The 23,684-nt window shown below is 56.1% G+C and carries 23 protein-coding genes; 12 read left to right on the top strand and 11 right to left on the bottom strand.

Annotated elements, in window-relative coordinates:
- Positions 1-35: 35 nt before the first annotated feature.
- Positions 36-290: a helix-turn-helix domain-containing protein gene (locus ACQY1L_RS03150; RefSeq protein WP_430262010.1), complete on the bottom strand. Its 255-nt coding sequence runs from the start codon at positions 288-290 to the stop codon at positions 36-38.
- A gap of 413 nt (positions 291-703) precedes the next feature.
- Between ACQY1L_RS03150 and ACQY1L_RS03145 the strand changes: the two genes are divergently transcribed.
- From ACQY1L_RS03145 to ACQY1L_RS03125, 5 genes are all read left to right on the top strand, one after another.
- Positions 704-991 carry a hypothetical protein gene (locus ACQY1L_RS03145; protein WP_325265789.1) on the top strand — a complete coding sequence of 96 codons (288 nt, stop codon included), beginning with the start codon at positions 704-706 and terminating at the stop codon, positions 989-991.
- Between the two features lie 63 nt (positions 992-1,054).
- Positions 1,055-1,384 carry a hypothetical protein gene (locus ACQY1L_RS03140; RefSeq protein WP_325265788.1) on the top strand — a complete coding sequence of 110 codons (330 nt, stop codon included), beginning with the start codon at positions 1,055-1,057 and terminating at the stop codon, positions 1,382-1,384.
- Complete coding sequence (locus ACQY1L_RS03135; protein WP_430261954.1) at positions 1,381-3,219, top strand: AAA family ATPase; 1,839 nt, start codon at positions 1,381-1,383, stop codon at positions 3,217-3,219. Before ACQY1L_RS03140 ends, ACQY1L_RS03135 begins: the two co-directional genes overlap by 4 nt.
- 281 nt (positions 3,220-3,500) lie before the next feature.
- Positions 3,501-4,313, top strand: a complete 813-nt coding sequence (locus ACQY1L_RS03130) for a metallophosphoesterase (RefSeq protein ID WP_325262839.1) — start codon at positions 3,501-3,503, stop codon at positions 4,311-4,313.
- 13 nt (positions 4,314-4,326) lie between these two features.
- Positions 4,327-4,602, top strand: a complete 276-nt coding sequence (locus ACQY1L_RS03125) for a hypothetical protein (protein WP_325262841.1) — start codon at positions 4,327-4,329, stop codon at positions 4,600-4,602.
- Between the two features lie 789 nt (positions 4,603-5,391).
- Here ACQY1L_RS03125 and ACQY1L_RS03120 read toward each other — a convergent pair.
- The 4 genes from ACQY1L_RS03120 to ACQY1L_RS03105 are packed head-to-tail and all read right to left on the bottom strand — an operon-like array spanning position 5,392 to position 10,827.
- Positions 5,392-5,853: a DUF411 domain-containing protein gene (locus ACQY1L_RS03120; RefSeq protein WP_430242678.1), complete on the bottom strand. Its 462-nt coding sequence runs from the start codon at positions 5,851-5,853 to the stop codon at positions 5,392-5,394.
- A complete protein-coding gene (locus ACQY1L_RS03115) occupies positions 5,850-9,020 on the bottom strand; it encodes an efflux RND transporter permease subunit (protein WP_430242675.1) in 3,171 nt (1,056 codons plus the stop codon). The genes ACQY1L_RS03120 and ACQY1L_RS03115 overlap by 4 nt, the downstream gene beginning before the upstream one ends.
- The gene (locus tag ACQY1L_RS03110; RefSeq protein WP_430242672.1) at positions 9,017-10,432 is read right to left on the bottom strand and encodes an efflux RND transporter periplasmic adaptor subunit; all 1,416 of its coding nucleotides are present in this window, start codon (positions 10,430-10,432) and stop codon (positions 9,017-9,019) included. Before ACQY1L_RS03110 ends, ACQY1L_RS03115 begins: the two co-directional genes overlap by 4 nt.
- Positions 10,429-10,827: a FixH family protein gene (locus ACQY1L_RS03105; protein ID WP_430242669.1), complete on the bottom strand. Its 399-nt coding sequence runs from the start codon at positions 10,825-10,827 to the stop codon at positions 10,429-10,431. Before ACQY1L_RS03105 ends, ACQY1L_RS03110 begins: the two co-directional genes overlap by 4 nt.
- A 156-nt stretch (positions 10,828-10,983) precedes the next feature.
- Between ACQY1L_RS03105 and ACQY1L_RS03100 the strand changes: the two genes are divergently transcribed.
- From ACQY1L_RS03100 to ACQY1L_RS03090, 3 genes are all read left to right on the top strand, one after another.
- Positions 10,984-11,271, top strand: coding sequence for a hypothetical protein (locus tag ACQY1L_RS03100; RefSeq protein ID WP_430242665.1), 288 nt, complete (start codon positions 10,984-10,986; stop codon positions 11,269-11,271).
- A gap of 159 nt (positions 11,272-11,430) precedes the next feature.
- A complete protein-coding gene (locus ACQY1L_RS03095) occupies positions 11,431-11,631 on the top strand; it encodes a heavy-metal-associated domain-containing protein (RefSeq protein ID WP_430242662.1) in 201 nt (66 codons plus the stop codon).
- Between the two features lie 121 nt (positions 11,632-11,752).
- Positions 11,753-12,289: a hypothetical protein gene (locus ACQY1L_RS03090; protein ID WP_430242659.1), complete on the top strand. Its 537-nt coding sequence runs from the start codon at positions 11,753-11,755 to the stop codon at positions 12,287-12,289.
- A 136-nt stretch (positions 12,290-12,425) separates the two neighbouring features.
- Here ACQY1L_RS03090 and ACQY1L_RS03085 read toward each other — a convergent pair whose 3' ends face one another.
- Together ACQY1L_RS03085 and ACQY1L_RS03080 are read right to left on the bottom strand one after the other, a co-directional pair.
- Positions 12,426-13,067 (bottom strand): hypothetical protein, encoded by a 642-nt coding sequence (locus tag ACQY1L_RS03085; protein ID WP_430242656.1) that lies wholly within the window; start codon positions 13,065-13,067, stop codon positions 12,426-12,428.
- Between the two features lie 225 nt (positions 13,068-13,292).
- The gene (locus ACQY1L_RS03080; protein WP_430242653.1) at positions 13,293-14,051 is read right to left on the bottom strand and encodes an abortive infection family protein; all 759 of its coding nucleotides are present in this window, start codon (positions 14,049-14,051) and stop codon (positions 13,293-13,295) included.
- 98 nt (positions 14,052-14,149) lie between these two features.
- Between ACQY1L_RS03080 and ACQY1L_RS03075 the strand changes: the two genes are divergently transcribed.
- The 3 genes from ACQY1L_RS03075 (at position 14,150) to ACQY1L_RS03065 (ending at position 18,074) form a co-directional block, all read left to right on the top strand.
- Complete coding sequence (locus ACQY1L_RS03075) at positions 14,150-16,630, top strand: heavy metal translocating P-type ATPase (protein ID WP_430242651.1); 2,481 nt, start codon at positions 14,150-14,152, stop codon at positions 16,628-16,630.
- 45 nt (positions 16,631-16,675) lie between these two features.
- Entirely contained in the window at positions 16,676-17,116 is a 441-nt protein-coding gene (gene cueR / locus ACQY1L_RS03070) for a Cu(I)-responsive transcriptional regulator (RefSeq protein WP_430242648.1), read from the top strand.
- 160 nt (positions 17,117-17,276) lie between these two features.
- Positions 17,277-18,074 (top strand): hypothetical protein, encoded by a 798-nt coding sequence (locus ACQY1L_RS03065; protein ID WP_430242645.1) that lies wholly within the window; start codon positions 17,277-17,279, stop codon positions 18,072-18,074.
- A 2-nt stretch (positions 18,075-18,076) separates the two neighbouring features.
- Here ACQY1L_RS03065 and ACQY1L_RS03060 read toward each other — a convergent pair whose 3' ends face one another.
- The 3 genes from ACQY1L_RS03060 to ACQY1L_RS03050 are packed head-to-tail and all read right to left on the bottom strand — an operon-like array spanning position 18,077 to position 20,347.
- Positions 18,077-18,736 carry a hypothetical protein gene (locus ACQY1L_RS03060; protein ID WP_325262867.1) on the bottom strand — a complete coding sequence of 220 codons (660 nt, stop codon included), beginning with the start codon at positions 18,734-18,736 and terminating at the stop codon, positions 18,077-18,079.
- Complete coding sequence (locus tag ACQY1L_RS03055) at positions 18,723-19,319, bottom strand: 7-cyano-7-deazaguanine synthase (protein ID WP_325262869.1); 597 nt, start codon at positions 19,317-19,319, stop codon at positions 18,723-18,725. The genes ACQY1L_RS03060 and ACQY1L_RS03055 overlap by 14 nt, the downstream gene beginning before the upstream one ends.
- Positions 19,316-20,347, bottom strand: coding sequence for a PfkB family carbohydrate kinase (locus tag ACQY1L_RS03050; protein WP_430242642.1), 1,032 nt, complete (start codon positions 20,345-20,347; stop codon positions 19,316-19,318). The genes ACQY1L_RS03055 and ACQY1L_RS03050 overlap by 4 nt, the downstream gene beginning before the upstream one ends.
- 962 nt (positions 20,348-21,309) lie before the next feature.
- Here ACQY1L_RS03050 and ACQY1L_RS03045 point away from each other — a divergent pair.
- A complete protein-coding gene (locus tag ACQY1L_RS03045; protein WP_430242639.1) occupies positions 21,310-22,524 on the top strand; it encodes an acyltransferase family protein in 1,215 nt (404 codons plus the stop codon).
- Positions 22,525-22,715: 191 nt separating this feature from the next.
- Here the strand turns inward: ACQY1L_RS03045 and ACQY1L_RS03040 are convergent, their stop codons facing one another.
- A complete protein-coding gene (locus tag ACQY1L_RS03040; protein WP_430242637.1) occupies positions 22,716-23,213 on the bottom strand; it encodes a cytochrome c in 498 nt (165 codons plus the stop codon).
- Positions 23,214-23,684: the final 471 nt, after the last annotated feature.

Genomic DNA, 23,684 nt, shown 5'->3' with positions numbered 1-23,684 from the left:
TGGCTTTGCTCACGCCGCGACTGCGGATGGCTCCGTCAGGACCTGTCGCTTAGACGTAAGCAGACGCCAGCTTTTCCTTTGCTGCTTTTCAGAAGTTCGATACCGGCCATGCGCAAACCCGACACTATAGCGTCAAATGCTGCAGTAGGTATCGATTTCGTCTCCCCGCTTTCGAACCGGCTGATCAGGCTCTGACCAACTTTTGCGTTCTCTGCTAAAACCGATTGTCGGATTCCCGCGAGGGCCCTGCCCGCTCGCAAATAAGCACGGTCCACTACACCGTCGCCCATCGCCACATCCCAACGAACGCCAGGGCCACGTTGATCCATAGGCTCCAGGAACTCGATACCGTGCGTTTCGTAGAAATTCTTCAGCTTAACAGCGTCGGGGTGCACGGTGCGCTTTAGTTTTGGAATGTCAGAATGCAGGGAGTTCTTAACGTCCCCAGCCTCCATTCTAAGGACAAGACTGCGAGAAACGTCGGCACGAGCAGCTACCTCAGCTTGCTTCAAATCAAGCAGAGATCGCGCAGCTCTGAAGGTCCCGGCACCAAGCTCCATAGCTGCGACAAACCGCCGAGACCATAAAATGTCAACATTACGACTTGCTATGCTTTTTAGAGACTTAATATGCAGTATGTTGACTCCTAATGCGGTGCGTGCTGAATTACAGCAAGGAAATTCACACGAATCGGAGCTGCAGGATGTCGCTTGAATGGTTGGGAGAAGAGCCCCTTCACTTAATTGGTCGCTTAAAGGCGCTGACGTCTGACCTGGAACGTATCGCTGCGAGTAAGCAAATCTCGTTTTTAGAAGCTCCCGTGAAAATCGAAGAATGGGCCATCACACGCAGGGCTGTGCCATGCTTGTTCGGGAGAATGGTTGGCCACCCTACTATTCAAAATCACAGCTCCGGCATCACCAGCGAGCTGTTTTATTTCGATGAAGACCTTGGTCTCGCTCGAACGATGAACCGGTGGTACCGGATTTAGGCACCAGATTGGTCCGTGAAGTGGAATACCGGATTCCCGCCGTCCAAACACACCGAGGCTTCGATGTCTGAAATTCTGCCCGAAATGTCGCCGCTTTCAGTCCGGAAGATGATAACCTCATACAAACGGCTCGCCGACGACCTAGAGCTTTACGTGGACTTTGGTATTGCTTCCGTTGAAGTGGAGACCACGATCTCGGGTTGGGCAGTAGCTCGCCGCACGGTCCCGGCGCTCTCGGGCACGATGCAGCGGCACCCCACGATCAAAGACGGCAACGTTGGTATCTCGACCAGGCTGTTGCTTTGGAACTTGGAGCAGCGGCTAGCACGTTCTCACAACCGATGGTATCGGCTCGTCGATCCGGTGACCCCTATTCCCGGAACACGCCAATGAACCCGCGCGACCGCAAAACGAAGCTCCGAGAGGCGGCGGAGAAGCTCTATCGCGCGACGCAGGAATTCCGGAAGACAGTCACGAATACCGCCTTTACGTTGAATCGTCACTCAGGCCGTGCCGTTCTCGAAAAGGCTCCACGCCTCTTTCTTGCCTATTGTGCGCTTACCCGTGCCTTAAAGACGTATCCAGAGTTCGTGGCGAGACCGAGTTCCATCGTCGTCGTTGTCGTTCCGAGGACATGGCTTTTGGACGACATGCAGTACCTCTCGGAGGTTTGTTTTGGTGAGGAAAGCAAGAAGCCCCTCTACTTCAACTCTTTCTGCCATCCAACCGAGCGCAATAAAAAGCGGCAGTGGGATTTCACTGCACAGGTCCAACTTGGCTATCCTAAGGTACTGATCTTCGCAAAAAGCGGCTCGGAACTGCATCCCGAGGTGGAAGTGGCGGCGGATATTATTCTTCATCTCGCGCCATCAACTGACAAGGACTTGAAGGCGCTCGGGCGGCTCTTGGGAACCGGCCTCATCTCATCGGAAGACAATGATTTCCTGCGGGAGCAGCCATCAACATCCGTCGATGCAGTATTTAGACACGGGCGCTCCCCCATACCTGCCATCCAGCGTTTACGCAAAATTGTGGCCAAGGCGGGAGCGTCTAGCAAAGCGCTGCCTATCGAAGCATTCGGTGAGGCCGGTCAGTGGGCACAGCGCCTTCAACTTGACCTGATTGCTTGGCGGGAAGGTCGCCTGCGATGGCAGGACGTTGACAAGGGTGTTCTTGTCTACGGCCCACCAGGAACGGGAAAGACATCGTTCGCGGTATCGCTGGCAGCTTTTCTTGGCATCCCCCTTGTTGCCGCGTCTCTCGCTCAGTGGCAAAGCGCCGGGCATCTGGGCGACCTGCTGCGAATGATGTACGCGGATTTCAATCAGGCGCGGAGCAATCCACCATCAATATTGCTCATCGACGAACTCGATTCAGTCGGCGACCGGAGGAAATTCTCAGGAGACAACAGCCATTACTGCACTGAAGTGGTGAATGCACTTCTGGAAGCAATTGACGGGTCTTTGGGGCGCGAAGGCGTCATCGTCATTGGTGCGTCCAACTATCCGGAAAAAGTCGACGCCGCTCTGTTGAGGCCGGGCAGGCTCGAAAAACATTTCAAACTCGCCCGTCCTAATGTGAAGGACCGCGCGAGAATACTAGCCTTTTATCTTCCTGGGGCCGACCAGGACGCTATTCAGATTGCCGCCCGTCGGCTTAAAAGCACAACCGGAGCCGACCTTGAACAGTTTAGCCGGATGGTCAAACAGCGGGCTAGACTGGAGTATCGTGCCTTTTCAGCGGCGGACATAATCAGCGAACTGCCACCGGAGCCTTTGCTGGACGAGAAGGATTTCTGGCGCATTTGTGTTCATGAAGCCGGTCACGCGGTGCTAGCGAAGCTGTATGGCATCGGCACAATCGAATTCGTTGAGGTCGCAATCAGTCATAATTTCCCCGATAGCAACTTTGACGACGCACACGGTCGGGTCGTGGTTGCAAGACCCAATCATCAGCTGGAAAGCGAGACTTCCATGCGTGATGAAATTGCTATGTCATTGGGCGGAATGGTCGCGGAAGAATTGCATATAGGCGACAGGTCAACGGTGTCCGGCGGGGCAAGTGAGAGTGACCTCGCCGGTGCAACGAGCCAGGCAATAAGAATGATTGGGAGGTACGGGTTTGGCCGCGCCCTCCATGTGTTTCCTGAAAACGTCATCGATGCAGCCGATGCGACCATTTTTGAACAGTTTCCAAACCTCCAACGAGAAGTCGATTTTCTGCTTTAGTCAGAATACGAACGTGCCAGAACATCGTTGCAACTTTACCAAAATGTGGTTCTTGCAGTTGCAAAGGCGCTGAAATTCGAAGGCCGCCTAGCTGGTGATCGGTTGGAGAAGCTCCTGATACCCCTAGACGAGGGCTCCTCACGAAGCGCTGGCGCACTCGGTACCCACGAAATTCATCCGACTGCATAACGCCCTCTCCCCGGCCACTAATAGCTGCGCTGACGTCCCAGTGACGCGCTGTCGCTCGCTTGCTGCCCCTCTTTTAGATTAAGGACTTCACCGTGAAAGCTTGGATTATCAGCGACATCCACGCCACGAGCATCACGCTTTCTCAACTTGATCGCCTGGACGTGCCTGAAGCAGAAGTTTGCATCTGCGCTGGGGATATCTCTGGGATCGTCGAGTTTTCCGTTGAGTTTCTGCAGCGCCACATCGTTCCTTGGATGCCTGTGGTTACATGCTTGGGCAATCATGACTACTATGGCTCGACCATTGATCATGTACTAGAGAGCGCAAAACAAAGCGTAAGTGAGAATCTCACGATCCTGGAAAACGAGACCGTCGTCCTCGGCGACACTCGCATTGTGGGCGCGACATTGTGGACTGATTTCGAAATCGAACACGGTAGCGACGTCGACGAGCTTCCCCTAAGCGAACGCAAGGCACTCTCCATCAACATCTGCAAGAGATACATGATGGATTTCCAGGCGATCTATCGCTCGGCCCGGTTCGATGACGGAATGCCTGGCTTACTGACAGCAAAGGAACTGATTGCCCGCCATGTAGAAAGCCGAGATTTCATTTCAGGTGAATTGGCCAAGCCCTTCCATGGAAAGACCATTGTATTATCACATCATGCACCTTCGCCCAGATCACTGCATCCGGAATTTCTAGGACATCCTAGCAACGGTGCATTCGCGTCTGACCTGACAGCGCTCATCCATCAAGGCAAGCCCGATCTCTGGGTGCATGGACATGTACATCATCACCTCGATTATTACGAAGGGGTCACCCGGGTGCTGTGCAACCCGCGCGGCTACTGGCGCGAGCGAGGTCATACTGGGTTCGTCCAAAATTTAGTTATCGACATCTGAGCTGGAGGCGTGAATGAGCCTAACAGACGCAAACATTCTTCGGATGGAGCCGATCTGGCAAAACGGCAGCCTCACGTTCAAAGTCACCTATCCTAGTGCCGCAATCTACGATTATCATCAAATTAATCGGCTAGCAGACCAAGCGGGCTACTTGCGATCCGGAACATTCTGGACGCCTCCAAAGCGCGGCCCGGCAATGATGAAATTTTCGCAGGCGTTGTCGCGGATAGGCTTAAAGCTGAGATACGATCCAAGGCAGATGATGCTCCTTCCAACCTCCAACGTTTAAACCTCGCGCCGGAAACCCGAACCAGCTTTGAGACCCTAGAGGGCTTCGAGCTTTACCATCTGTCAGGTTGGACCCCAGTCCAGGCCGAAGCCAACGTCGATGGTAGGTACTTCTACTTTCGTGCTCGTGGCACCTACTGGCGGTTTGAACTGGGCGGAAATGAGACCGGCACCCGCTCGCCACGGTAGTGGTATGAAGAACCTTGGCCAGTGGCGGTGACAGGTTTTGAGCCTGGATACCTTACAGACGAAGAGGCGACCTCGTGCATTTCAAAAGCTGTAGTCGCGTATCGGACCGGTGACCACCGGCGGTTTCAGCCGGGCCATCCAGACTATGAGCGAACAATCATCGACGGGTGGTCGCTGGGAGCTTTAAGCCTCCGAACTGTCGTCGTTCGACTCGGTATCAGCGGCGAAGAGGTCGTCGAAAGGGCTAGAGCTTACGGCGTCGAGCTACCGTACACGATGGACCTGGAACTCAAGCATCTGAAGTCTGAGAAGAGGACTGTTCATCGCTTGCAAATTAGAACGAGCATGTCGACCCCGATCAGCTCGCAAAATGGCGACAATGGGGTCGATTAGGAGATGGCGCAATATCCTTTCAATGTCGACACCACGCATCTCATTGGGCAGAACGAAATACTGGCGCTTGGGAGCGGTGCGCAAGCCGATCAGATCGGGTGGCGCAGCTGATTGACGAACTAGAAATCCCACTGGACATCAGCAAGCGGCAGGGAGCAGAAGGAATGCGGCCTGGTCCTTCGTCATTCTCTGCTAGGCGGCTTTACCATCAGCTCTTTCTAGGCCGAACGCTCATGTAGATCGCGGTGTCACCACTCTGGCCAACGCTCCAGACATCGTAGGATGCCACCTTCGGATTATCACCCATGCCAAGCGACCCGACCGGCATACCGGCCACCGCAAGCCCCGCAATGGCAGGTGATTCATTCAAAAGTTGCTGAACCGCTTCAAGCGGAACGTGACCTTCGATAAAGTAACTACCGATCACGGCCGTGTGGCAGCCTTCCAAGGTTTTCGGTACTCTGTGCTTCCGTTTGATCGTGTTGATGTCTTCAACCTCCTGGACGTCGACCGCAATGTCGGCTTCTCCGATGGCGCTTGCCCAAGCGCCGCAACAGCCGCAGGTCGGGTCTTTATAAACGGTCATTGTTGGCTGCGATGCATGCGCCGAGGGTGCGTAGCCAACCGCAAAGCATGCCGCTGCCGCGCAGATAAACTGTCTCCTGTTCATGCGAAAACTCCTTTTTGATCTGGTGCCAAATGGTGGTGTGGTAACTTAGCGCCTAGTGCCGGGAGACCCCAGCCTTTTACCAGTGCATAGACGGCGGGAATGACGACGAGCGTCAGGACCGTCGACGAGACCATCCCGCCGATCATCGGGACGGCGATGCGCTGCATAATCTCGGAGCCTGCTCCTGTGCTCCAGAGGATCGGGATTAACCCCACCATGATGGCTACAACGGTCATCATCTTCGGCCTCACCCGCTCAACAGCGCCGACCATGATAGCGTCCCGTAAGTCATCCTTATTCAGCTGCCGCCCCTCTGCGTTGCAAAGGTTCCGTCGCTCCTTAAGAGCGTGATCGAGATAGATCAGCATGATCACGCCGGTTTCAGCGGCCACGCCAGCGAGCGCTATGAAGCCGACCGCCACAGCAACGGATGCGTTGAACCCAAGCCACCACATGAGCCAGATTCCGCCAACCAGTGCGAATGGCAGCGACAACATCACGATGAACGTCTCTGTCAGCGCCCGGAAGTTTAGGAATAGAAGCAGGAAGATTAGAGCGAGCGTCAGGGGAACTACAACAGAAAGCCGCGCCTTGGCCCGCTCAAGGTATTCAAACTGGCCGCTCCATTCCACCAAATAGCTGGATGGCATCTTCACGCTCTTCTCAACTGCGGCGCGTGCTTCTGCCACGTAGCCGCCCAGGTCCCGCCCTGCGATGTCGACGAAGACATAGACGGCCAGCTGACCGTTTTCGGTGCGGATGCTGGTTGCGCCCCGGCTGAGCCCGACATGGGCAACCTGCCCTAGTGGAACGGACCCTCCTCCGGGGATTGCCACCTCGACGTCGCGAGCAATAGCCTGGGGATCGCTCCTGAAGGCTCGCGGATAACGCAACGCAACCCCATATCGCTCACGGCCTTCCACCGTGGACGTGATGACTTCCGATCCAAGCGCCATGCCAACTACGTCCTGCACATCATCGACAGACAGGCCGTAGCGACCAAGCGCAATGCGGTCGGGGACGATGTCGAGGTAATAGCCACCAATGACCCGCTCGGCATAGGCGCTGGATGTGCCCGGGACTGCCTTCAAAACCTTCTCGACATCGCGGGCCACGCGCTCGATCTCCTTGAGGTCTGTTCCAAAGACCTTCACCCCGACCGGCGTTCGGATGCCCGTCGAAAGCATGTCGATGCGAGCGCGGATAGGCATCGTCCATGCATTCGAAACACCAGGAAACTGCAGTGCAGCGTCCATCTCCTGCTTCAGGCTGTCAATCGTCAGCCCTTCTCGCCATTCGGCTTCAGGCTTGAGGGTGATAATGGTTTCGAACATTTCCATGGGCGCTGGGTCGGTTGCTGTCAACGCCCTTCCGGCCTTTCCAAAAACGGTAAGCACCTCCGGGAAGGATTTGATGATCCTGTCCTGCGTTTGCATCAGTTCCGCCGCTTTGGTCACGGACAGGCCCGGCAATGTTGTCGGCATGTACATGAGAGTGCCTTCGTTCATGCTCGGCATGAACTCGGTTCCCAGCTGCCGTGCAGGCCAGACTGTCGCTGCCAACACCACTAGAGCGAGGAGGATCGTTAGAATCTTCGCCCGCAGGACCAACTTGATGATCGGACGGTATGACCAAATCAGGAACCGGTTCAACGGGTTGCGGTGCTCCGGTACGATCTTGCCCCTTACGAACAATATCATGAGAGCTGGGACGAGAGTTACTGACAGCAGCGCGGCAGCCGCCATCGCGAACGTCTTGGTGAAGGCGAGCGGCCCAAACAGCCGCCCCTCCTGGGACTCCAGTGTAAAAATCGGCAGAAACGAAACCGTGATTATAAGCAGGCTGAAGAATAGTGCCGGACCAACCTCGGTGGCCGCCTCGATCAAGACTTCTGATCTGCTCTTATCCGGGGGCGCACGTTCAAGATGCTTGTGCGCGTTTTCTATCATGACGATAGCAGCATCGATCATCGCGCCGATGGCGATGGCAATTCCGCCGAGGCTCATGATGTTTGCGCCGATGGTCAGGGACCGCATGGCTACGAAGGCCAGCAGGATTCCAATGGGCAACATGATGATCGCGACCAGTGCGCTTCGGACATGCAGCAAGAAGGCGACCGTCACCAAGGCCACGACGATGGACTCTTCAATAAGCGTCCCTTTTAGAGTTTCGATGGCGGCCTCGATCAGCTGTGACCGGTCGTAGACAGGGACAATCTCAGTGCCCTCAGGCAGAGTTTTGCTGATGCTTGCAAGACTCTCCTTCACCCCATCTATCACCGTCAGGGCGTTGGACCCGAAGCGCTGCAATACGATGCCGCTGGCTACCTCACCGTCGCCGTTGAGTTCGGTGATACCGCGTCGCTCGTCTGGAACTGCTTCCACCCGAGCTACATCCCGAAGCCGAAGCGGGACACCCCGCTCAGACATGAGGACAATGTTTTCGATGTCCGGGATGCCGCTTAAATACCCCTTCCCTCTCACCATGAACTCGAACTCCGACAGCTCGACAGTGCGGCCTCCGACGTCACGGTTGCTGGCTCGAACGGCGTCAGCAATTTGCTTGATCGTGATGTTCTGAGCGCGAAGCCGGATTGGATCGACGACAATCGAATACTGCTTCACGAAGCCGCCAACGCTCGCCACTTCGGAGACGCCATCTACCTTCGCCAAGCCAAAGCGGACAACCCAATCCTGAAGAGACCGAAGTTCGGCCAACGAAAGCTCCTTCGCGATCAAGGCGTACTGGTATATCCAGCCGACACCCGTCGCGTCGGGGCCTAAAGTTGGCGTGACACCTTCAGGTAGACGGCTGGCGGCTGCATTCAGGTACTCCAGTACGCGGCTGCGAGCCCAATACGGATCAGTTCCGTCATCGAAGATGACGTAGACGAACGACACTCCGAAGAAGGAGAAGCCGCGAACGACCTTGGAACGTGGAACGGTCAACATCGACGTCGTGAGAGGATAGGTAACCTGATCCTCAACCACCTGTGGCGCTTGGCCCGGATATTCCGTGTAGACGATCACTTGGACATCGGAGAGATCAGGGATTGCATCCAGTGGAAGCGTCCTGAGTGAGTAGACGCCCGCTGCTATGACCAAGGCTGCGCCGACGAAGACCAGGACCAGGTTCCTGGCGGACCACGCGATAACATATGAGATCATGGCGTGCGCTCCTGTGGAGCAATGGCACTAAGGGCCGAGGTCAGATTGCTCTCGGCATCCAGCAAGAAATTTGCGGAGGTGACGACTACCTCTCCAGCCGCGAGACCATTGCGCACTTCAACCAAGTCGCCTCCACGTATGCCGATTTCCACGTCCCGCGCCTCAAATCGGCCGTCACCTTTGTCGACGAAGACCATCCGGCGGCTACCAGTATCAATGATAGCGGAGTTCGGGACGGCAACGACCGGAGCAGCATCGCCACTCTCGATCTCGACCTCGGCGAACATATTTGCGAGCAGACTGCCGTTTGGGTTAGGTACTTCTACCCGAACTCTGGCCGTCCTCGTCTGTGGTTGCAGGTCAGGGTAGATCAGCCCAACAGTCCCAAGATACTCCTGCCCCGGAAGATTGCTAAACCTGATCATGACTGGCTGGCCCTTCCGCACCGACGGAAGATCGAATTCGGGAACATCCGCGACGACCCAGACGACTGAGTTGTCGACCATTCTGAAAAGGGTGTCTCCAGCTTCAGCCATCATGCCAGGTATCGCCAGTCGCTCAAGAACGACCCCGTCAATCGGCGATACGTACTGCAGCGACCTGGGGACTGACTTTTCTTTGGCGATGTCACGGATGGTTTCATCCGGCAGGCCGAGGTTACGCAGCTGCAAACCAACGCCGCTGTTGAGGTCGCCACCACCGCCCGCTCGCAAGGAAGCAGCAAACTCGGCGGCCGCTCGGGCTATATCTCCCGAATAGAACGAAAATAGCTTTTCGCCCTTCCGGATCGTGTCGCCCGTCGTAACCTTAGCGACTTCATCGATGAAGGCGTCGGTCCGCATCGAGACCACCTGGATACGTCGCTCGTCGAACTGGACGACGCCGGGCACCCTGATTTTTTGATGAACAGGTTGCGTCAGGACTGTGGCCGTCCTGACACCGATCCGCTGAAGCTTCCCAAGTGGAACCCGCAACTCGCCCGCCCGGGGCTGATCCCCTTCATAAACGGGCAGGTAATTCATGCCCATGGAGTCCTTCTTCGGGATCGGGGACGTGTCAGGAAGGCCCATCGGGTTGCGGTAATAGAGAACTTTCCGTTCCGTTTCTGGATCGGACTGTGCCTGCAAAGGCACGACAGGCTCGAAGCTAACATCCTTGCTCTGCCGCACATCCCGGAAGGGTCTCCCATCAGACGTTCGCTTCGGCGCTGCAGAATACTCCGGCAGTCCGTCGGGGTGCTGGTAGTAGATGATGTTGTCGGTTGCCGGTGGTTGTTCGACAGTGGAGAGACCTGCAACCGACAAAGCCATGGCGACATGTTCTTTCCCATATCCGAAGCTACCCGCTGTGTAGCCCACTACGGCGGCTACTGAGAGTGCCGTCGTGGCGAAAAGCAGTGTACCCGCCTTCATGGCGTCGCCTGCAGCACGAGTTCGCCCTGGACGGTCTCAAGCTCGCCTTGAACCTTCATCGCCAGCTTCAGTCGCCATCCGCCTTCCATCGAGAGGTTTGTCTTAAATCGATAAACGCCAGGCTCCCGCGCAGGAAGTGGCTCAACACGGGTTGTCATAGCCTCCATTCCTTCCGGTGCCATGTCCAGGCGTGTCGCGAAGATCACAGCGTCGGGGACAGAAGCGCCCGTGCGTTTGTCCATCAGTCGAACGGCGACAACAGCCTCCGGCCCTTGAGCAACCGCTGTTTGGAGGAGCTGTAGCTGATAATCCCCGGAGCCAGCATAGGTGGCGACAGGAACACATAGGGCGGCGATGGCAGCCAAGTGCCGCATGGCAGAAGAAAGCAGATTCATCACATACTCACCTGAGCCTACGCACGGCGTGGCTCAACAAACCTGAAAAGCCTCCGATCACACAGAAGCCGATTTAGGAAAAACAGGTGAGATCAGACCTTAGGAGGTCGCGCAGGAGGTTCGGTCATAGCGGAACGTAGCTGGCCTTCCTCAGGTATGAAGAAGATTGAGCTGCTCCCTTCGGCAGGAACAGCCCAGCTTAAAGTGGTGCCGAAGTTGCAAAGCAAGTTGGTTGAGCAGATCAACGCCAAAGGACATGCCTTGCTGCAATCAGGCGTTTTTACTGGCTGCTCGTCAGGACAGCAGGGCATTTCGTCGCCCATCGCTATATTGATTTCAGACGCGGCCGACAATGTCATTGATGCCATGGCCGTACCAATGCTGGCCGGGGCAAATACAAGCCCTAGAACACTAAGCATAAGACAGAAGCGCCGTAGCGCGTGAATAGCGACCATAAGGGAAGCCTGACACACATCCAGAACGCTGTGAAGTCACGTCTGCATGAATGGTTGCGCAAGTTGCGCGAAATACCCGCCATGCAGTCTTGACCTTCCCACCGTTGGAAGCACCAGATATGGGAAGTCAACTACCTGGAGACGCCCGATGATGAAGTTCGAAATCCCCGACATGACCTGTGGCCACTGCGTGAGCACGGTCGAGAAGGCCATAAAGGCAGCCGATCCCAATGCATCCGCGAGGATTGATCTGGCGAGTAAAACCGTCTCAGTCGAGACTACGCTTACTCCGGAAGTGATTGGGGCATCGATTTCCGAGGCTGGGTATTCCCCCTCACTCGCCAAGTGATGCTTCTCAACGAGCTGCGACTGGTCGCAGCTCGTTGTACTTCGGGGTCGACGAGTTCTGCTGCCCGTGCTTCATCGAACGAAGCCACAAACAAGGCCGATTTCACGCGGACAAGAGTGAAATGCAAGTACCAGCGTACCTTACTCTCTTTCTTCTCGCTGCTTACCCGGTCATGGCTGAGGACAAGCCTCCCGCTCTGGAAGCCTTTCTGACCCTCTGCTTGGCAACAGGACCGCATTACGATCAGGTACTGGCTGCTTCTAAGTCAAAGCAGTGGACGCCGTTGGCCGCTGACATGGCCATGGCATTTACCCCGGTGCGTGATCCATCATCCATAGAGGGTTGGCTTCTGGAAGGTCGTGAAGACCATCCGTTTGAGGCGCTGGTGACCTTCAAGGTCAAGGTAGCGGAAAACGTTGTTGAGGGGTGTACTACAGCCGTTTCGAGCGTTGATGGCCCGTCAGTGGAAAAGCAGATCATTGAGCAAACCGGCGCTGAGCCAGCTGGCGAGGAGCAAAGTGATGACTCGATCTACAAGCGCTTCTCAGCCAGAATAGACGGGCGGGACAATGCAATCACTGTGACCTTGCCCCGATATCCCAAGGGCTCGGATCAGGTACTTGTGAGCGTCGTCGCTGTTGTAGTGGTCGAGAACTAAGCCGCGCATCCTGAACCTGTACGGGTCTCTGCCAAACGCGTTTAAATTACAGACGTCATGGGTAAAAGTTCCCGGCCCCTTACTGTGCACGATTGCCATGACGTCGTGCAGTTTCGAACCCAGCAAAGTGGCTCCCTTAATGTGCTGGCGCAGCAAGAGCAGGTTCTGCGACGGCAACTTCGTCCGCTTGCGGCGGGGCGGCAGCCTTGTTTTGGACAACCGGCTCCGTCGGGTCAGGTTTGCAATCAGACAGTTCGCCAAGGCCGCTGGTCATAGACGCGAAGTCTGCCAGGTTGAAGTCTTGCCGGGCACCATAGAACCTGCCGTCAGAACCAGCACTTCCTTGGATAGCGTAGCCCGAAAAAGGGCCAGCTTTGATTTCCGCGTCATTGGTGGCTTTGGCGATGAAGGTCAGCCTTGCCCCGATAACCGGTCCTCTCATTTCCGCTAGTGTGGTTGGTCCGGCCTCGTCCAGAACAGCAACCTGGATCAGATGGGGTTTTTCGGCTTCGTGTAGTGCCTTCGCGACGCGCAAGGCGGTCCTCATTCTTGCCGCTTCGTCCATCGGACCAACCGCCAGAAAGGTGCGAACATGAGTTCCATCCTTGTCGTTGCTCCTTATAGTTTTCACGGTGCTGCACTGCATCGCCGCCGCTGTTTCTGCCGAGTTGCCGGGAATGAGATGCGGCGCGAGATACAACGCTGCTCCTGCCGCCGCGCCGACAAACACGGCTGAACCGGTTACCACCGCTAGTCTGACTTTGATTATCCGGTTCATGTCGCGGCATCCAGCTGTTCGTTCTAATGAAACCTACGAAAGAAGAGTTGAAGCACGTTCAACCGACAGAGTTAATGCTTAAACAGTGTCGGCGCGGCCTCCCTAATGACACGCGGCCAATGGTCGAATGCCGCGCGGCCGGAAAATCCGAAAATGGTGGAGTCACGTTGCGAACGCCCGTGATCGCGTGCTGGCCACGATCTGGAGACAGGATCACCAACGGCATCATCCTTTCTTTGTCGCCAGTGTTTCGACGAGAAACGTCGCAACAGCCCCTGCGGTGTTTACAGCCAGGCTGGCGTGGCGAGGTGACGGTCGAACCGGCAGGGCTCCCCCTCTTCCATGCGCGTCGCTCAGGCGGTTCCGTAGCGTCCCGATGCCATTCACCAAGGTCATCGCGCCGCCCAAAATCTGTTTGATTGGCTCCTCCGTGTGTTGATCGGGTGCTAGGTTCAGTTCCTTGGCCGCCATCCGGTAAAGCAGCGGAAGGTCCTCCTTGTCGGTATATGTTACCTGCAGTTCATCCAGAACCCGCTTACACACCGTCTCCAGGAGCGTTCGAGCGATAGTGATCGCACCCTCAGGGTCGCTCTGCCGCCTGGCGAGCGCCTTGTTCCAAACCGCGTGGACGCCATCGGCGTCAAAACTAACGAGAGCGTCGGACGTGACGTTGTCCCCCGGATGCCGGTTGCGGCCTTCCAGATGCTCGATAAGCGGCATGAACTGCTGGCTGATAAACTCTCGGCGTTCAGCATAGGACGCCGCTGTTCTCTTTATGAACGGCCAGAAGGTATCGAGCGTACGGCTGGTGCGCACGAACGAAGGTAAAAGGTTCTTCAGTTCATCCGACTGCATAAATTCCTGACGGAGATACTCGTAGATACTGGTGTCGGCAGCGCTTCCCGTTGCGCTGGCTGTCAGCAACTGCTCCATCATCAAAGCCCGTTCGAGCGGAGACCTGGGCAATTCCTCTTCATCGACCACTTTTTCAATCCTCGTTGAAAAACTTCTCGCAATTCCCTTGACCTTACCATGTTGGGAAGGTCTACCTATCTGTGCAGTTGAGGAAAAGGAATCCCGCGATGACTGCGATATCGAAAATCACGGCTGCCTCCTCTCCGCCGGTTGCGACCGACTTTGGCATCGAAGGGATGACTTGCGCATCTTGCGTTCTGCGCGTTGAAAAAGCCATCGCTGCCGTACCAGGAGTAGCATCTGCCCACGTAAATCTCGCAACCGAGCGAGCAACGGTTCAGTTTATTGGCACCCCGGACGCACCTGCCGTTTTAAAAGCCATCGAACGGGCGGGCTATGAACCGAAAGTGGTGATCCAAGAGTTCGGCGTCGAAGGAATGACGTGTGCGTCCTGTGTCGGGCGGGTCGAGAAGGCGATAAAGGCAGTGCCAGGCGTCATTGATGCCTCGGTCAATCTTGCTACGGAACGAGCCACCGTTCGCTCCCCGGCTGGTGCCGTTGATATGTCGGCGCTTGCAGCCGCCGTCGAGAAGGCAGGCTACGCAGTTCGCCCTTTACAGCAGGTGCATTCCGCCGAAGAGGCAGGAGACCAACGCGCGGCGGAGGCGGCAAAGATCAAGACGCTTCTGATCTTCTCCGCGATCCTGACCCTGCCGCTATTCCTGCTCGAAATGGGGTCGCATTTCATTCCAGGTGTCCATGATCTGATCATGAACACCATCGGGATGCAGAACAATCTCTACCTCCAGTTCATGCTAGCGAGCATTGTCCTTTTTGGCCCAGGCCTCAGGTTCTTCCGGAAAGGTGTTCAAAACCTCTTGAAGTGGACACCAGACATGAATTCCTTGGTCGTCTTGGGTACAACGGCAGCTTGGCTATATTCAGTCATCGCGACATTTGCACCAAGCCTCCTGCCAGCGGGCACCGCCAATGTCTACTACGAAGCTGCGGCCGTGATCGTCACGCTCATCTTGCTTGGTCGTTTCCTTGAAGCGCGGGCGAAGGGGCAAACCAGCCAGGCGATCAAGCGTCTTATTGGTCTGCAGGCGAAGACGGCGTTCGTGTCGCGCAATGGCGAGTTCGTCGAAACTGAAATTGCGGAAGTTGTGGTCGGAGACGTGGTCCGCATCCGCCCTGGTGAGAAGGTGCCTGTCGACGGCATTGTTGTAGAAGGCCGCTCCTTCGTTGATGAGTCTATGATCACGGGCGAACCGGTTCCAGTTGAAAAGGGTGCCGACAGCGAAGTCGTTGGCGGTACAATCAACAAGACCGGCTCGTTCTCCTTCAAGGCAACAAAAGTCGGTGGAGACACCCTGCTTTCGCAGATCATCAAGATGGTTGAAGCCGCACAAGGGTCAAAGCTCCCGATCCAGGCGCTGGTCGACAAGGTCACGGCGTGGTTCGTACCAGCTGTCATACTTGCTGCTGTGGTGACGTTCGCAGCGTGGTACGTATTCGGCCCCTCACCCGCCGTCAGCTACGCGCTTGTGAACGCTGTAGCGGTCCTAATCATCGCTTGCCCGTGTGCGATGGGCTTGGCCACACCAACTTCAATCATGGTTGGCACCGGCCGCGCAGCAGAACTAGGCATCCTCTTCCGAAAAGGTGAAGCTCTGCAGAGCCTTCGCGAAGCCGACGTAGTTGCTCTCGACAAGACGGGGACACTGACCAAAGGCAGGCCAGAGCTGACAGACTTCATCGTGCAAGTTGGCTTTTCTGCAGCCGAGGTCCTTCGTCTGGTTGCCAGCGTAGAAGCTCTGTCAGAACATCCAATTGCTGAAGCGATAGTGGCAGCGGCGAAAGCCGACGGGCTTGATCTCCAGCAGGTGACGGGGTTCTCAGCTTCTCCGGGCTTTGGGATCGAAGGCACAGTCGATGGGCGCAAAGTTCTCGTCGGCGCGGACCGATCTCTGCAGAAGGCTGGGATCGATCTGGCCAAGGTGAGAGCTGAGGCATCTGCTCTGGGTGATCAGGGAAAGTCGCCGCTTTACGCCGCAATTGATGGGAAGCTTGCTGCCGTTATCGCAGTTTCCGATCCGGTCAAGGAAACGACGCCCGCAGCGATCCAGGCCCTGCATGCACTTGGGCTGAAGGTCGCCATGATCACTGGTGACAACAGACGTACAGCGGAGGCCATCGCTCGCAAACTTGGCATCGATGAAGTCGTGGCGGAGGTTCTGCCCGAAGGAAAAGTTGAGGCGGTGAAACGTCTTCGTAACGGCGGGCGGAAAGTGGCCTTCATTGGAGACGGCATCAACGATGCTCCTGCCCTGACGGAGGCCGACGTTGGATTGGCAGTCGGAACCGGTACTGACATTGCAATCGAGAGTGCCGATGTCGTATTGATGTCTGGCGACTTGAACGGGGTGCCGAAGGCAATCGCCCTCAGCAAGGCTACCATCAAGAACATCAAACAGAACCTGTTCTGGGCCTTCGCCTACAATGTCAGCCTGATTCCCGTGGCCGCCGGGGCTCTCTACCCGGTGAACGGCACGTTGATGTCGCCGATCTTCGCGGCAGCAGCCATGGCTATGTCCAGCGTCTTCGTACTTGGCAACGCCCTGCGCCTTCGCTCAGTGAACCCGTAACGGTCATCGGCTGTCCATCCGGAGAGCAATCATCGGAGAGAAATCATGAATATCGGAGAAGCTGCAAAGGCAAGCGGGGTCTCAGCGAAGATGATCCGCTATTACGAGCAGATCAAGCTGATTAGTCCCGCTCACCGTACCGAGTCGAGCTACCGGACCTACAGCGAGAACGACATTCACACCCTGAAATTCATCCGCCGGGCGCGTGACCTTGGTTTCTCAGTCGAGCAGATGAAGACGCTACTGACCCTGTGGCGCGACAAGTCTCGAAGCAGCGCGGACGTCAAGACCATCGCGCTGGAGCATGTGGCAGAGCTGGAGCGAAAGGCTGCTGCAATTCAGGCGATGTCGAAGACGCTCAAGCACTTGGCAAGCAATTGCCACGGCGATGACCGTCCAGAATGCCCGATCATCGATGACATCGCCAACGCACCCGATGATGGTCTGCCGTCGGTTGACGCAAAGTTCGGGGTGCATGCTCGATAAATCGACAGGAGCACATGCCGTCGAGAATGTAGGCGCGTTTGGATTGGATTGTTTCGCGCAAGCCTACGATGTTCCCTGTTGATATCTGGGAAAACAGCATCGGCAGGAACGATATGACTCGACCATGTCGCCGCAAACCGCTTGATGCCCCCACAACGCGATGGCCGATATGCAAATTGTTTGGATTAATGCAGGCGACAAGTTTGAGGAGCTGGCTATACCTTCAGCTGGGCAGGAGGTTGTAGCAGGTGTTCCATGGGGTGCCGTCGACCAATTTTACACGGCGGCATTCTGGAAGTGCCAGACCGAACTTCATGTCCGCAAGAACCAGTACACGAGCCATCAGCTGGGACGAAACCTCGCAGAAGAGGTCGCAGTCTGCCTCCTTGGAGGATACGGCATCCCGGCGGAAATGGGATTGCTTGCGTTCGACCGGCTTCGTGCTCAAGACCTTCTAAAGCCGGGAATATCGGAAATCGTGTTGCAGGAGCAGCTGGCTGAACCGTTCTGCATTGGCGGCAAGAGTAGACGCTATCGCTTCCATTCGCAGAAGGCACGGTACCTGTCACTCTGTCTGGCTGCGCTTAAGGACATACCTACTGACTGCTCTGACCTGGAGCTTCGAGAGGCTTTGATGGCGTTGCCGGGTATCGGCCCGAAGACAGCTTCGTGGATCGTCCGAAACCACCGATGCTCCGACTCTGTTGCGATCATCGATATCCACCTGCATCGCGCCGGGCAAATGATGGGACTGTTCCCGCAAAACTCGGAGCCTACAAGGGACTACCTGAAGCTGGAAGCCAGCTTCCTCGACCTCTGCCGTGCCATTGCCGTGAAGGCCAGCGTTCTAGACGCTTTGATCTGGGACTATATGAGACGAGCGGGTCCAACATCTGGCTTGACCGCACCTGTAAAGCAGAAGAGCTACCAGTCGGCACAGCTGGCTCTCGCCATCTAATCTCAGCCCTTCCTACCAACAGCAGCAACCCCAACTGCCAAGAAGTTCGATTGATCCTGCAGCAGCGCATCAACGCCTTGCTGCCCGAGAAGGCCTAGCGGGCAGAAGGCAAGACCTGCTGCCTCACAGATCAATGCCATCGCCTGGAGCACTGCCCCCGCATCTCGCCATAGTAGGGACTCGGGGTTGTCGTAGGCATTAGCCGTCTTGCCACGGTCCGCAATCAGCAGCAACCAATGACCGTCGCAGTCCGGCAGCACCGCCCGGCAATCACTGATAAGCTCCCTCAGCGCCTCTTCATCAAAAGCAGCGACATGCATGAACAGGTTATTTTCATCGTCATAGACCATGACATCCGAAACCGAGCGAAAGAACACACAACGCAGCGGGTGAAGAGCCCCGGCTGACAGGACCACTTTCCGGGCTCGCTCGCCAGCTATGAACCTTTTCGAAAGGGTCTCGCGAACAATGGAAGCGACGGCGGCAGTGGCAGCGGCTGTAATCGCTCGCGATGAGCGCCTACCTGTCAGAACATCGCCGAATTTGGTGTCGCTCTGCCACGGCTGCTGGTGCACAAACTCCACCATCCTAAGGGAGGTGAATGGCCATGGACGGGCTTCGAGCTGCTCGCTCGCCTTCGGCCTTGGATCACCATGGCTCATGGCCAAGAGCCTTCATCGTACGATAATGTTTCTCGCATCCACGGCATGTACCGCAGGCGTAGTCGCTGACATGGCAGGAGTGCGACCAGGCGAGCAATTCCATCGGTATCTTCGACTCGACGACCAACTCTTCTGCAGAAAGGTGAACGGCTGGCGCTGAAAGCCTGATGCTTCCTTCCTGCATTGCAAGCAAGCTGCTCAAGGTCTCAATGAACTCAACGCGTCCATCGACGTGAAAGCCGTCTGTGCGAAGGGCTCCGATCTCCAAGCATTCCATTCCATGCTTGGCGCATACCATCGCTGCTAAGGTGACGAGCATCTGGTTCCTGTACGGCCACCACTCGCTGGCAGGAGCATTGGCGTTCGGCTCTGAACCAGCCAAATCGCCACTGCCGAGCTGAGACAGGTCACATGAGATGACTTCATGGGAGATACCCACGGCCTGGCAAATGGCGGAGGCCGCGCGAAGCTCACCGGCCGCAGGCCGCTGACCATAGTCGATGGTTATCGCCAGATCGGGCGGTCGCCAAAATGCGATTGACGTTGAGTCCATTCCACCGGAGAGGAGTAACGCTCGCTTCATGTTGATCGCCACGCAATTTGGAAAAGCACACTGACGTAGTCGTCGTGCATGTAAGCGCCCGATCCGCGAGGCAGTTTCAAGTCGCCATGCCGCAGGTTCTGGGCGACGCAGAAGACTGGCTTGTCGAGCGCTCTTGCAAAACCCACCTCAAAGACTGTGCCTGGACTGCTCCCGTTCAAGATCGCGAAAACCGCATCGCACTGGCGGATGGCGTCGAGGTCCTTTTCAACCACCACCTCTGCCTCTCCTGGGCCAATATCGTGGATCGGACTGAAGACCATCATCTTCAGCGCCGAAAGGTGTTCCAACGCGTCATCGATCAGCATTCGCTGACCAACCTCTCGGAAAGGGCCAGCCAGGTAGATGTTGCCACCGGCCAGTTTCACTGGTTCACGATGCTTATTATGAATGGCCTCCGGCGAAGGTATCGGCAGATTTCTGGATTCGACGTATTCGGCGGTTGCCAGGGAGGCGTAAGTCGCTGCCTCTTGTGGTGAACGGCGTTGAACTGCCCAAGCCAATGTAAAGGCGGCGACGAATACGTCTCCAGAGCCAATTGTAAAGACACTGTTGGTCTTGAAGGCTGGAATCGCGTGTCTCGTCCCTGAAGCGTAGACCGTCGCGCCATTGAGACCGTCCTTAACGACGACCAGGTCTGCCTTGTCGGTTTGGAAGACCTGCTGGACCGCGTCATCAACGTCTCGCAACGACGTCATCTTCAAGATTTCAGATTTGTTTGTGATGACGGCCAAATGAGACGCCGTCGAACCCGAGGCGGTGAAAAACCTTGGCGAGAACGCGGACTGAGGATCGTAAACGCACCAATTTGCTTGGACGCAGGGATCGGTCTCTAGCATGCCGAACTTGATGAGGATGTCTCCGGCGATCACGCCACTAATTGTGCCGTCGCTGCGCCTCGGTGTGATAATGGGTACCGACAGGCAATGCACATAGTCGAAGCTGATCGGCGCATCACGATCTCCAGCCGATACTTCAATTCCCCTTGGAATGAAGATCGCGTCTGCCAACCTCCTTTCCTTAGGCGCAAGCAGTGTGTGGAGCCGCAGGGCAACGCCCTTCTCACTGAGAGCCAGCGCTGCTCGTCCTGCGGAACCTAGTAGCTCATCCCAGTACGGGAAAGCGCATCTCTCGGTGTAAACACCTCCGACGACATCAACTGAAATCATGCGGGATGAATCTCGACCGTTACCCTGCCTCCAGCGATATCTCTAACCGTGGCAGCGTAGTTGTAACCCCGTCGGATACACTCCATCATGTCGAGAAGCTTCGCCGACGTAATGGAGCCCGCTATACGGTGGCCTCCGGTCATCACAATGAGCCTGGGAACCGGTTGCGTTTCCATCACCACGGCTAGGACATCTCCGACCGACAGACCAGCAACGACTGCTGGATCAGGGGAGCTGAGAATGGTGATTTCGGTAAAGGCGCATTCGCCAAGCGAGCCGCCTCCACCGCCGCCACCCCCATCCCCAGTCGAGGTAGGAGGCACTTTCGTCGGCACCGGCCTAAAGGGCTCACGCTCTGAACTTGGACCACCACCGGACATTTAGCTCTCCCCTACCATCGTCGATGGAGAGTAAGCTGAGTCTCACTCAACAGGCAACCTGGCGTTGTCAGAATTGCTTGGCTGAATTGGAGGCTGCCAGTTAACAGTCAACGCACCTACGGCTCCAGGATTAGTTCAAGCGACGGGCCCGACGATTGACATCCCAATTAGACCGACCAATCATTTATCACCGCCAGACGTCCATGTCCCAAGGTGCACTCGACGGGACGTGGATTCGAATTCGGGTGAGGGTAGTTCACCGCTAGCGAATGCGGCATCAACAGCTTCATGCGGTGCACAAGATAGTTCTACTTTTACATTTAATTTACGCTTTTTGGCGACTTTTTGTTTAGCGACTTCCCTCGAACAGCTTGATCGGTAACTTGACGGCACCTGTTCACGAAAATCACGGGATGTGGCCCAATGACGGTATTTGCCAGCACCGACAGCACGCAAGGTAGTACAATCGCTTTGGGCGGAAGAGCAGCCGTTGGCACAGCGAGCGAGCGCCAATCGGGTCCTGACATTCTGCGCTCGATGGCGATTTTACTCGTCATGCTGGTTCATCTACCGCTAAATGCAACGCCAAACGCGCTCGTGTCGATCCGCGAATATGCGTGGCTCGGTGTCGACGTCTTTTTCGTGCTCAGCGGGTACCTGATCGGCACACAACTGTTCAAAGAAATCACGCGAACGGGGACTGTCGATTTCAGGGCGTTCTACCTCCGCCGAGCCTTCCGAATATTCCCTGCTTTCTTTGTCGTCCTCGCGCTATACGCCGCCTTTCCGATCCTGCGTGACGCGCCGACTATGCAGCCCATTTCGAAGTTTGCCACCTTCACTGTAAACCTCGGCTTCGACCCGAGAGAAGGCAACGCCTTTTCCCAGGCATGGACGCTTGCTGTTGAAGAACAGTTCTATCTCCTCTTGCCGTTGTTGATCCTTCTCCTTTACCGGCGGGTCCGCACGAGTTGGGTCCTCACTCTTGCGACAATGCTGACAGTGGTCGGGATCGTGCTGCGTTACGTGATCTGGGACGCTCAGATCGGTGGACTGGTGAGCGAAGGACAGTTCCGTCCGGCTTTTGCGACATACCTTCGTGAACTTTATTACCCGACCTACACGCGTTTGGATGGGCTGTTGTTTGGAGTGGTGCTGGCGGCGGCTCGTTTCTTCAAACCAGAAGTCTGCCGAAGATACCTAGCGCCCAAAGCGACTCTTCCTTTGGGACTGGCTCTAGTGATCGCAGCGCTGCTTTGCTTCACGAGCCGTGGGCCTTTAGGAGGTGCAGGTGTCTTTCCGGTGTTTCAGGCCCACCTTGGGACAGTAGCTGGGTTCCCGCTCATCTCTGGCGGGATCGCCCTATTGTTTTGCGCGATGCTGGATTTAGAGCGGTCCTTAAGCCGCTGGACCCCGCCCGGAACAGCTTTGATCGCCACCCTTTCGTACAGCCTATACCTTACCCATAAGTCGGTGTTCCATGTCCTGCGCCTGGTTATTGGGGAGCAGCATTTGCAAGGCACCTTCGGCTTTATTGCATATTGGACGACAAGCTTCATAGTCGCAGCCATCCTGTGGTTTTGCGTCGAGAGAACATTTCTCCGTCTTCGAGACTGGGTGCTGTCGAAGACGCAATAATTTTCATAATGGTGTGCTCTATCGCTTCAAGGTGAGCAGGCGGATGTGCGCAGCGGTCTCGGCTCACACGCTGCGATCACTGGAAGTGAGGTCGGCGAGATACTGAGCAGCAAAACAAGTTGCTCCTGTGGCGGATGTCCCGGCGGCGGCGATGGCGGTCAGGGCAGCATCAGCAGTCGATGCGTTCGACTTCAGTTACTCCGGCGAAAACGGGAATGACAGGCTGTACAGGTCTGCAACATCAGGTGAAACGAGGGCTCTGCTGACATCGAGGAAACAGATGCCTCACTCCTCATTCGGGTCCCCAGTGGCCCTCCGCCCATTGGCTCCTTGTCGGTCATCCGCATATCTTCGGTCATCTTGTCTGGATGCTCGTCAGCTGCCGTCGCCAGTCTGTCCGCGTAGGTCTTCAGGTCTTGCGCGAGATCATCGAAGCGGTCACGAGCCCCACCTATCGCTTCAGTAGCCTTCGAACCGTCGGCTGTCGTGACCATGTCGAAATTTTCGACGAGCCGTTGACCGGCACGATTACTAATTGCTCTGGCCGCCTGCTTGAAGTCCTGAGAGGAATATTTTTCTGGAAATTTGAACACGTCAGCAATGATCTTGGTAGCTGCCGCGATCTCCTTCATCTCCCGCTGGCGAATAGCCACAGTTTCGTCGAGCCCCGCCGCGACAGACATGAACATGAACGGGCCAGTAAACGCTATAATGGCCCCGAAGAATCTTAGCCGAAAGGCTATTTGCCGGTGGGGAAGTGGGGCTCCAGGTTGGGCTTTTAGGTGGTTCACCAGTCCATTACTCTGCTGCATCGTTCAAGAATGTCATCGACTGCGAGATCAAGCAGTTTTGGGTACGCTTCCGTTCCTGTGAAGCTTTTCCGCGTGGCAGGTACGGCAGTGATCATCTGTCTGGCCATGCTCAACAGAACAATGGCTGTTCCTATCTCCAAATCGCGGGCAAATCTTGTCCAATGTTGGACCCGTGAAGTCACGTTCGGCTTTAACACCGAACGGTTCTAAATGAACGTGCATACCAGCTTTTATATCGTTCAGTTACAAAACATAACGCTTGACCTTCCCACTGTTGTAGGGCGCACAGATTGACACGCCTTTTGCAAGTTGACGGACATCAAGGGCGATAGACCTGCATGCGGCATC

The organism is Neorhizobium sp. DAR64862/K0K3 (assembly GCF_050500185.1).
Lineage (GTDB): Bacteria > Pseudomonadota > Alphaproteobacteria > Rhizobiales > Rhizobiaceae > Neorhizobium > Neorhizobium soli.
The sequence above is the reverse complement of the archived record's forward strand: the minus strand, read 5'-3'. Positions and strand labels throughout refer to the sequence as shown.